We start from the raw sequence: 1,411 nt of genomic DNA, 5'->3' as shown, positions 1-1,411 counted from the left end.
CGACGGCCGGCGCCAGGGCCACGGGGGCAACGGGCGGGGGCCTGGGTGATGTTCACGGCGCCGGGCTGCGGGCGACGCGGATGCGCAGCTGATCGTGCTGCACCTCGATCTCCGTGAGGTCGGTCTCGGAGAGAAGCTCGGCAAGCTCCTTGATGAGGGCGGTGTCGATGGAGGTCTTCGAGGGTTTCATCATGGTCCTGCTCTGGCCGGCCGCATCGGGCCGCACAAGGGCTGTTGGCGTTGGGCACCCGTCACGGGGCGGCGGGCAGTCGGGCGAGCGCGGCGATGGCGAGCGCGTAGCTCTGCGGGCCGAAGCCGCAGATCACGCCCCGCGCCACCGGCGACAGAAACGAGTGGTGGCGGAAGTCCTCGCGGGCGAACACGTTGGACAAATGCACCTCGATCGTGGGCACGCACACCGCCGACACCGCGTCCCGCAGCGCAACGGAGGTATGCGTATACGCTGCGGCATTCAGGACGATGCCGCGCGCGCCTCTGGCAGCCTGGATCAGGTCCACGAGACCGCCTTCGCAATTGGTCTGGCGGAAGACGATGTCGAAGCCGTGGCGGCGGCCCTCCTCCAGGCACAGGGCCTCCACGTCGGCAAGCGTTGCCGCGCCATAAATGCCCGGCTCCCGCGTGCCGAGGAGGTTCAGATTGGGCCCGTTGAGGACGTGGATTGTGCTGGACATCCGCGCAAGGTTCTGGCGCCGGCTCCCATTGGCCGGCTGGCGCGTTATAGGGGTGCACGCGCCCCGTGGAAAGAGCGTCCGTTCCCGGCGCTACCGGCGCGGTGTGGAGGACGCGCGGCCCGGCGCCTCACTGGGCCAGGAAGCCGCCGTCCACCGGCAGGGTGTGTCCGGTGATCATGCCGGCCATGCCGCTGGCCAGGAACAGGGTTGCGGCCGCCACGTCCTGCGGCTCGGCGAGCCGGCCCATGGGCATCAGCCCTTCGAGCTTCGACCGCGTGGCGTCGTCGGCCAGCAAGGCGGCGATGAAGGGCGTGCGCACCCAGGTGGGCGCCACCGCATTCACCCGGATGCCCGCAGGCGCCAGTTCCACCGCGAGCGCGCGGGTGAAGTTGACCAGCGCCCCCTTGCTCGCCTGGTAGGCCGGATTGGGATAGGGACCGCCGCCGGACAGACCCATGATGGAGGCGATGTTGACGATCGCCCCGCCGCCTTGCGCCCGCATGTGCGGCACCGCCGCGCGGGCGCACAGGAAGGCGCCGGTGACGTTCACCGCGAACACCTTGTCCCATTCCTGCAGACTGAGGTCCTCCACGCCCTTGCGGATCGAGAGGCCGGCATTGTTGACGAGCACGTCCGGCGCCCGCCCCTCGGCGGCGAGGCCGGCAAAGGCGGCGCCGACCGCCGCCTCGTCGGTCACGTCGAGGGCGAGCCGGCGTGGC

2 protein-coding genes and 1 pseudogene are annotated in these 1,411 nt (G+C 70.8%); all 3 read right to left on the bottom strand.

The window, feature by feature from the left end; genetic code table 11:
• Positions 1 to 55: 55 nt before the first annotated feature.
• Positions 56 to 190, bottom strand: a pseudogene (locus AC2W7M_RS25400) (acetyl-CoA carboxylase biotin carboxyl carrier protein); the annotation flags it as partial.
• A 61-nt stretch (positions 191 to 251) separates the two neighbouring features.
• Positions 252 to 692 (bottom strand): type II 3-dehydroquinate dehydratase, encoded by a 441-nt coding sequence (gene aroQ, locus AC2W7M_RS25395; protein ID WP_486135878.1) that lies wholly within the window; start codon positions 690 to 692, stop codon positions 252 to 254.
• A 127-nt stretch (positions 693 to 819) separates the two neighbouring features.
• Positions 820 to 1,411, bottom strand: a 592-nt coding sequence (locus tag AC2W7M_RS25390; RefSeq protein ID WP_486135876.1) for an SDR family NAD(P)-dependent oxidoreductase, incomplete at its 5' end; no start/stop codon positions are given.

Source organism: Xanthobacter sp. BG11Y11_SDJG (assembly GCF_057364445.1).
Note: the sequence above shows the minus strand (reverse complement) of the source record. Positions and strands in the feature narration are given on the sequence as shown.

Bases quoted from the DNA above. Each gene is read 5' to 3' on its own strand.
- aroQ (WP_486135878.1), bottom strand. From the start codon at position 692: ATGTCCAGCACAATCCACGTCCTCAACGGGCCCAATCTGAACCTCCTC.